The organism is Sulfuricurvum sp., from assembly GCF_019163035.1.
Lineage (GTDB): Bacteria > Campylobacterota > Campylobacteria > Campylobacterales > Sulfurimonadaceae > Sulfuricurvum.
In genome coordinates, this window is record NZ_JAFLKV010000103.1 from 1,886 (window position 1) to 10,340 (window position 8,455).

At 45.5% G+C, this 8,455-nt stretch carries 9 protein-coding genes; 6 read left to right on the forward strand and 3 right to left on the reverse strand.

Annotation, left to right across the window (positions count from 1 at the left end; all coding sequences use genetic code 11):
- Both JZU62_RS07475 and tig read right to left on the reverse strand, forming a co-directional pair.
- On the reverse strand, positions 1–179 hold a 179-nt coding region (locus tag JZU62_RS07475), incomplete at its 3' end, for an ATP-dependent Clp protease proteolytic subunit (RefSeq protein ID WP_295013436.1).
- A 5-nt stretch (positions 180–184) separates the two neighbouring features.
- On the reverse strand, positions 185–1,480 hold the full coding sequence (gene tig / locus JZU62_RS07480; RefSeq protein WP_295013418.1) for a trigger factor: 1,296 nt from the start codon (positions 1,478–1,480) through the stop codon (positions 185–187).
- Between the two features lie 135 nt (positions 1,481–1,615).
- Between tig and folE the strand changes: the two genes are divergently transcribed.
- The 6 genes from folE (at position 1,616) to JZU62_RS07510 (ending at position 6,835) form a co-directional block, all read left to right on the forward strand.
- A complete protein-coding gene (folE, locus tag JZU62_RS07485) occupies positions 1,616–2,200 on the forward strand; it encodes a GTP cyclohydrolase I FolE (protein ID WP_295013420.1) in 585 nt (194 codons plus the stop codon).
- Between the two features lie 3 nt (positions 2,201–2,203).
- Entirely contained in the window at positions 2,204–3,508 is a 1,305-nt protein-coding gene (gene fliI / locus JZU62_RS07490; RefSeq protein WP_295013422.1) for a flagellar protein export ATPase FliI, read from the forward strand.
- A gap of 72 nt (positions 3,509–3,580) precedes the next feature.
- Positions 3,581–3,916 (forward strand): hypothetical protein, encoded by a 336-nt coding sequence (locus tag JZU62_RS07495; RefSeq protein WP_295013424.1) that lies wholly within the window; start codon positions 3,581–3,583, stop codon positions 3,914–3,916.
- A gap of 3 nt (positions 3,917–3,919) precedes the next feature.
- Entirely contained in the window at positions 3,920–4,423 is a 504-nt protein-coding gene (locus JZU62_RS07500) for a hypothetical protein (protein WP_295013426.1), read from the forward strand.
- A gap of 209 nt (positions 4,424–4,632) precedes the next feature.
- Positions 4,633–5,847, forward strand: coding sequence for a NifS family cysteine desulfurase (locus JZU62_RS07505; protein WP_295013428.1), 1,215 nt, complete (start codon positions 4,633–4,635; stop codon positions 5,845–5,847).
- Positions 5,848–5,860: 13 nt separating this feature from the next.
- Entirely contained in the window at positions 5,861–6,835 is a 975-nt protein-coding gene (locus tag JZU62_RS07510; protein WP_295013430.1) for an iron-sulfur cluster assembly scaffold protein, read from the forward strand.
- A 116-nt stretch (positions 6,836–6,951) separates the two neighbouring features.
- On the opposite strand, the gene JZU62_RS07515 is transcribed toward JZU62_RS07510, so the two are convergent.
- A complete protein-coding gene (locus JZU62_RS07515; RefSeq protein ID WP_295013432.1) occupies positions 6,952–8,421 on the reverse strand; it encodes a PhoH family protein in 1,470 nt (489 codons plus the stop codon).
- Positions 8,422–8,455: the final 34 nt, after the last annotated feature.

An 8,455-nucleotide genomic window follows, 5' to 3' on the forward strand; every position in this document is an offset into this window, starting at 1 on the left:
ATATCTTTTTGAGGATCTTCCGCTTCTAAAAAGAGCAACTGTGCCACGATAGACGAAGCAACCTGATCGTGCACCTCGCCGCTGAGCATGATAATACGATCTTTTAGAAGACGAGAATAGATATCGTATGATCTCTCACCTCGTCCTGTTTTCTCGATAACGTATGGGATGTAGCTCATCGTGATTACTTGATTTTGTCGTTAAGTAATTTACTCAACACGCGATCTTCGATCATCGCCATTTGAATCGCAGGGAGGTATCCTGATTCTTGGTAATGTTTGTACACCGCAGCAGGATCTTGACCCATTTGCATCGCTTCGTAGTAGATGGTTTGCATCAACTCTTGCTCATTGACACTGATGTTTTCTGCTTTTGCCAATGCATCTACGATAAAGGTAGCTTTAACGGCGCGGCACGCGTCATCACGGAAGCTCTCTCGCATTGCTTTTACTTGTTCTGCATCATTACGAAGTTCTTCGAGTTGTGCTTCGCTAAGCTCACGCGCCTTTTTGTTGAGTGCCATATCCATCTCTTGCTCTACGATGAATTCAGGGAGATCGATCGTGAATGCTGCAACGAAGGTTTCCATAAGTGCCGGTTTGAGTTCGTTGTTATAGCTAACACTCATCGCTTCGGATTCGAGTTGCTCTTTTACTTTTTCTTTGAGCATGTCAACACTCGCGTCTTCATACCCTGGAAGCATTTTTTTCGCTAACTCTTCATCGACGGTTACTGCTTCTTTAGCTTGGATCGCGTGAATTTTTACTTTGAACTCAGCCGGTTTACCTGCAAGCGCAGCTCCGCCATAGTTTTCTGGGAAGGTAACTGCGATGGTTTTTTCATCCCCTTTTTTCATTCCGATCACTTGATCTTCAAATCCTGGGATAAATTGATTGCTTCCAAGACGAAGAGAGAATCCTTCTGCTTTTCCACCCTCGAACGCTTCGCCATCCACGAACCCTTCAAAATCCATCAATGCACTGTCACCGCTTACAAGTGCGCGATCTTCTTCAACATTCACCAAAGGTGCTTGTGCCCCTGCGAGCTCTTCGATACGAGCCATAACCGCTGCATCATCGATGGCAGGTTTAACAACATCAGGAACCATCGCTGTGTAATCGCCGAGTTCGATTGCCGGACGGGTAGCAATTACCACTTCAACATCGATACCGCTGTCATTTTTTTCAAATTTTGTAATTTGTGGTTCACCGATTAGTGTATCTGCCGCGATTGCCATCTCTTTAAGAGCTGCACTCAAAAGGTCACGTAACGCTTGTGCTTCCGCATCTTGAACAAGACGATCCCCATATTGCTTTTTAACAGCACTGAGAGGTACTTTCCCTTTACGGAAACCGGCTACTTTTGCCTCTTTAGAGAGTTGATTAGCGATTTTTTCGATGTTTGAATCGATAGTTCCACGTGTGATAGCCGCGTTAATTTTCGCGTTTGCTGAGTCGATTTTTTTGGTTGTAATTTGCATTGAATCCCTTTTATGGCGTCTCTTATGAGAGTAAATGGTGGCAATAATATCCAAAAAGGGTTAATTGTACGCTGAATTAAAATAAAAGCAAAGAGATGATAAAGTAATAGCAATATTTATTAGGAACGAGAAACTATGGGATTTGAGAACAACGAGCACTTTATTAATGCGGTCAAAACGATGATTACCCATGTCGGTGAAGATGTGGAGCGTGAGGGATTGCTCAAAACTCCTGAACGCGTTTTAAAAGCGTACGAGTTTATGTTCGGTGGATACAAAGAAGATCCTCAAGCGATTTTGAATTCGGCGATGTTTCAAAGCTCAAACGACGAGATGGTATTGATTAAAGATATCGAATTTTATTCGACGTGTGAGCATCATCTTTTGCCGATCATTGGTCGGGCGCACGTCGCCTATATCCCGGATGGAAAAGTGGTCGGTCTCTCGAAAATCCCGCGCGTGGTCGACGTCTTTTCTCGTCGAATGCAGATCCAAGAGCAACTCACCGAGCAGATCGCCGATGCATTGATGGAAGCGATAAGCCCTAAAGGGGTCGCGGTCGTCATTCAGGCGCGCCATATGTGTATGGAGATGCGTGGGGTTGAGAAGATTAGCTCGACGACCACTTCAAGTGCGTTGCGAGGATTGTTCAAGCGCGATGAAAAGACCCGTATGGAATTTTTCAGCCTCATCAACTCTTCAACCGGAAATAGATACTAGCCGATGCCATTAAAATCACTTCGAAGTCGTTTAGGGGTTGAAAAGCTGACCACCGTTTTCGGCAGTGTTACTAAAATCAGCCCTACCGTCATTATCGCCGAGGGTCTTCATGTGAGTATCGGCGATACGGTGATGATGGTTTCAGAGGTCAGCGGAGCGGAAGCACTGGGGATGGTGAGCGAGGTAGAGCGGAACCGCTTTTTTATCACCCCGTTTCGGTTTGTCGAGGGGTTTCGTGCCGGAGATAAAGTATATCCGAATCAGACGGGGATGATGATCGAAGTAGGGGAGGGGTTACTTGGTCGGGTAGTTGATCCGTTTATGAACCCGATTGATGGCAAAGGCCCTATCAGTGGTAGCCATCTTGAGCCGATCATTAAAGCTCCTATTGCCGCGATGAAGCGGGGGATGATCGATGAGCCGTTCAGTGTCGGGGTAAAAACGATTGACGGGCTTCTTACGTGTGGAAAAGGGCAAAAGCTCGGTATTTTCGCCGGAAGCGGTGTGGGTAAATCGACTTTAATGGGGATGATCGTCCGAGGGGCAGATGCTCCGATCAAAGTGGTTGCCCTTATCGGGGAGCGGGGGCGTGAGGTTCCTGAGTTTATCGAAAAATCACTCGGCGGTAATTTAGAGAACACGGTTTTGGTTGTCGCGACCAGCGATGACTCACCATTGATGCGTAAATACGGGGCATTTAGTGCGATGAGTGTGGCGGAGTATTTTAAAGGACAAGGGAAAGATGTTCTCTTTATGATGGACTCGGTGACCCGTTTTGCGATGGCACAGCGGGAGATCGGACTCGCACTCGGTGAACCCCCTACCTCAAAAGGGTATCCTCCCTCTTCGCTGACACTGTTGCCTCAGCTGATGGAGCGTGCGGGAAAAGAGGAGGGGAACGGCTCAATCACCGCTTTTTTTACCGTTTTGGTCGAGGGGGATGATATGTCAGATCCGATTGCCGACCAGTCCCGCTCGATTCTCGACGGTCACATCGTCCTCTCACGCGAATTGACCGATTTTGGGATCTATCCACCGATCCATATCCTCAACTCCGCCTCACGGGTTATGAACGATATTATCACCCCCGAACATCTCGCCGCCGTGCGACGATTTCGACGCCTATATACATTGCTCAAAGAGAATGAGATGTTGATTCGTATCGGTGCATACGTGCGAGGAACGGACAGAGAACTCGATGAAGCGATCAGTAAAAAAGAGAAGATGGAAGCGTTTCTCTCCCAAGAGGCAATGAATATTTCGGGATATCAGGAGTCAATAGATCAGATGATTGCATTGATGGGATGAAATAATAAAATAAAATAGTGCTATAATTAATATAGTAGTGTGTTCCATTTAATTTATCTAGGAGAGTAGTGAATGTTGAAGCTGAAAAGTTTGGTAGCAATGGGTATTGTTGGTGCTGTGTTAGCAGGGTGCGGAGCAAAAGAGCAACTTCCTTTGGGTGATGTTATGGGCAATTCATATCAAATTGTTAATGATATGAACCAAAGTACTGTAGCGGCAATGATGCCGATGAAGCCTACAAGTATGCAACGAATCAACGGCGAAGAGATTTGGAAATACGAGGGTGATGTGACGGATCCAAAAACGAAAAGCCGAACGTATCACAACTTGATCGTTAAATTTGTAGACGGAAAAGTAAAACATATCGGGACTTTTAGCTGTAAGCTACCTGTTGTTGCGGAAGAGTAATTGATGAAAAAGATAGTTTTACTCAGCGCTTTTTTGGTGAATTTTTTGATGGCGGAGCCTGTTCCTGAGGCTATTAATCAGGGAAATGAAAGTTATAAACAACGAGAGGTAATGTGTAGTTTAGATGAGCTTTTTGAAGGGCTTAAAAAAACACTGATGCAATCTAAAATGAATATCGTCACGGTTACGAAAGAAAATGGTGTCATAACCGCAAAAGGGGATCAGTATAACAAAGATACGATTACCGAGATCACGGTGTCCATTTCGTTTAAAGCAGTGAATGCTAATGCATCTTCTGTGGGGATGATCGCAAGTTATAATGTAATGGAAAAGAAAGCAAACACGGGTCAAATCGGTTTTGCGGGGATTACATTACCGATACCGGTTCCGTTGACGGGTCGATATGCGATGATCGGAAGCGGTCATATTGATGAAAGCTCATGGTACCAAGGGTTTTATAACAGTTTAGATAAAGTTCTTTTCGAAGAAAAAATGAAATCTCTCTAATTATTCATTGGTTTCCCTAAAATAGGGGTACCAATGAATAGCACCCCTTCTTCATCTTTCCAGATAGCATTTCAAAGAGTGATTAAAACTTAACCGGCACTAAATATAAAAATCCTTTAAGGTTGCTATAACATCGTTTGCACTATTATCCCAAAAGTTAAACAAGACTAATTTAGTCTTTTATTAATATTCCTTTTTTGGAGCAGTTCATGCAAGTCTATTTAGACAACAATGCTACTACGATGGTCGATCCTGCCGTTACCGAAGCGATGATTCCGTTTTTTAGCGAGATTTACGGTAATCCCAACTCACTTCATCGCTACGGAACCGCGTCTCATCCCGCGATTACTAAAGCGATCAATCAAATGTATAAAGCGATCAATGCAAGTGATAAAGATGATATTATCTTCACTTCATGCGCCACCGAGTCGAATAACTGGGTACTTAAATCGGTGTGGGTGGATAAAATCCTTAACGGCGATAAAAATCATATCGTTACCACTGAGATTGAACATCCCTCTGTCCTCTCTACTTGTAAATTCCTCGAAGAGCAGGGAGTCAAAGTCACCTATCTTCCGGTGAACGATCAGGGGATTGTCGAAGCGCATACTCTTCGCAGTTTCATTACGGAGAAAACAGCATTGGTCTCCGTTATGTGGGCGAACAATGAGACAGGGATGATTTTCCCGATCAAAGAGATCGGTGAAATCTGCAAAGAAAAAGGGGTTCTTTTCCACACCGACGGTGTCCAAGCGGTTGGTAAAATTCCTGTTGATATGCAGAACGTTCACGTCGATTTTATGTCCTTGTCCGCACACAAGTTTCATGGTCCTAAAGGGATCGGAGCCTTGTATATCCGTAATTCTGAAGAACTTACTCCGCTTTTACACGGGGGAGAGCATATGGGGGGACGTCGTTCAGGAACACTGAATGTCCCTTATATCGTTGGGATGGGGAAAGCAATCGAACTTGCAACAGAGAATATCGAAGAAAAAATGGTAAGTATTCGCGCTAAACGGGATCGTCTCGAAGACGCTCTTCTCGCAGGATTAAGCGATGTGATGGTGGTCGGTAATCGTGACAACCGTACCCCAAATACCATTTTGATCTCGATTCGCGGCGTTGAGGGCGAGGGGATGTTGTGGGATTTGAACAATGCCCTTATTGGAGCCTCAACGGGTTCTGCTTGTGCTTCTGAGAGCTTGGAAGCGAACACGGTTATGCTCGCCATCGGTGCGGACAATGAATTGGCTCACACGGGGATTCGTTTGAGTCTGAGCCGTTTTACGACCGACGCGGAGATCGATTATGTAATAGAGCGGTTTGAAAATGCGGTAAAACGGTTACGGGCAATTTCGAGTTCGTATGCGATTGTACAACCAACCCCCGGCGGAGAAGCCGGAGAATGTCACATTCACCATTAATAAGGAAAAAATTATGGCTAAAAATGATTTATTGGGCGGATCTCTTTGGGATCAGTACTCAAATAAAGTAACCACACTGATGAATAACCCGAACAATCAAGGGGAGATCACCCAAGAAGAGTGTGACGTTGCAGGACACAAGTTGATCGTTGCCGATTTCGGTGCGGAGAGTTGCGGTGACGCGGTTCGTTTGTACTGGGAAGTTGATCCCGCCAATGATGTGATCGTAAAATCTAAATTTAAAAGTTTCGGATGCGGCACGGCAATCGCGAGTTCGGACATGATGGCAGAGTTGTGTATTGGAAAAACGGTTCAAGAAGCGGTTAAAATCACGAACATCGATGTTGAATTTTCTCTCCGCGATACTCCCGATATGCCGGCAGTTCCACCGCAAAAAATGCACTGTTCCGTTATGGCGTATGACGTTATTAAAAAAGCGGCAGGGCTTTATCTCGGTGTCGATGAGAATAGCTTTGAAGATGAGATTATCGTATGTGAATGTGCCCGCGTGAGCCTCGGGACACTGCGTGAAGTGATCCGTCTCAATGATCTTAAAACCATCGAGCAAGTGACCGACTACACGAAAGCGGGCGGCTTTTGTAAATCGTGTATCAAGCCTGGCGGACATGAGGCTAGAGAGTACTATCTCGTTGATATTTTGGCAGATGTCCGTGCTGAAATGGATCAGGAAAAAATGCGCGCTGCTGCCGATGCGGGAAGTCACGGAGATTTTGAAGCGATGACGTTGGTGCAGAAGATCAAAGCGATTGACAGTGTTGTGGATGAGTCGATCCGTCAGTTTCTCATCATGGACGGCGGTAATATGGAAGTTATCGATATAAAAGATTCACCGGATTATATCGATGTCTATATTCGCTATTTGGGTGCGTGTAACGGCTGTGCGAGTTCAAGTACGGGGACGTTGTATGCTATCGAAGCGACACTCAAAGAGAAACTTTCACAGAAAATCCGCGTTTTACCAATCTAATTTCCCCATGATCCAATACCTAGAGCCGTTCCGAAGGCAGAAGTGCCGAGAGGAACGAGCGTTCTTGGATCATGGTATGATCTTTTGCTACTTTTCTGACTAAACAGAAAAGTAGGTTAGAAGTTTTTATCAAACCAATTCGCAACCTCACTACGGATTGTATGGCGTAACTGAATCCCCGCAATAAAGTTGTTATGCTGTGCTTTGTTTAGCAAGCTCACAAGGGCATTGCGTCGTTTTGAGAGGAACGGATGATCGATCTGACCAGGGTCTCCCATGACAACGAGGCGTGTCTCATCCCCCATACGGGTTCCGATGAGTTTGAGGGTGGCATTGGTCATATTTTGCGCTTCGTCGATGATAACAAACTTACGCGAGATGGTCGTTCCGCGCATATGGGCGATGTCCATCACTTCGATATTGTACTTTTTCATAAACACTTCGGTCGCATTTTCTCGTTTGACGGAGTTGGTATTTCCGGTGTATTCGACGCGGGCATCGATGGAGCGTTTGCTTTGGTGCTCGATGGTAAAGTTGACGGCAGAGTAGAGCGGATACATGAAAAAGGCGAGTTTTTGCTCCTCATCCCCTTTGCGAAATCCCAGTTCTGCTTGTTGATCGTTCGAAGTGACGGTGTTACGGGCATAAACGATCCCCTCAACAATCCCCTCTTCAACCAGTTCCAGTCCCGCTTGTAACGCCACAAGGGTTTTTCCTGATCCCGTAGAACCGGAAACAACGGTAACGTAGTTTTGAGGGTGGGTCATCATTGCGTAATAGAATTTTTGTTCGACATTTAGAGGACGAACCAACTCTTCGCTGAAGTGCTCCCCGAAACGGCGGTCGAAATCGCACCATTCGATTTGGTTGTTGAAACAAAACGCATGACGTTGTATCCCCGTCTCATACATCTCTGATGAGGTGCTGAGCGCTTTTTGGACGAAAGTGATTTGATCGAAGTTATGATGTTCAACCTCGGCAGGGATGGCAGGGGTCTCTTCGTACTCGTAGGTGTAGTTAAAATCGATTTGTTCAGGTGCTTCGACACTGCTGTTGCGGATGCTTTGGGTTTGAATCCCGCGAATCTCAGCGGCAATACGAAACGACATATCATTGCTGAGGAGAGTTAAATCATAATCGTCGGCTATCTCGGCGATTTTAGCATCATTGATCCCTTTGGGTTCCGTAAAATTATGAGAGACACGATAATTTTCACGGTGGACGATAAAGAGGTCGATGAGGTTGGCTTCTTCACCGCCATGGAGGGATCGATCAAAGTTGAGTGCCAAACGGTAGTAGCGGTCGTTTTTGCACTCTTCCATATCGACATGGTTTCGGACACATTCGGGAAGCTCTATAAAGCTGATCGGTTCCCCCCATGCCGCGTCGGCAAGGCGGAAAAACTCCCGTGCTTGAAAGCCCGCTTCGGAGCGCATATCGTCTTTTTTGCTGTTGAGCTCAGCTAAAACGATGTTGGTAATAACGACACCATTGTGATTTTCGTCACTGATTCGTAAAATGTTGGATGGATCATCTAAGATAACGGAGGTGTCGAGGAGATAGCAGTTTTGAGTTGAACTCACCACAAAGAACCCTTTTTATAGGAATTCTCTATGGTAG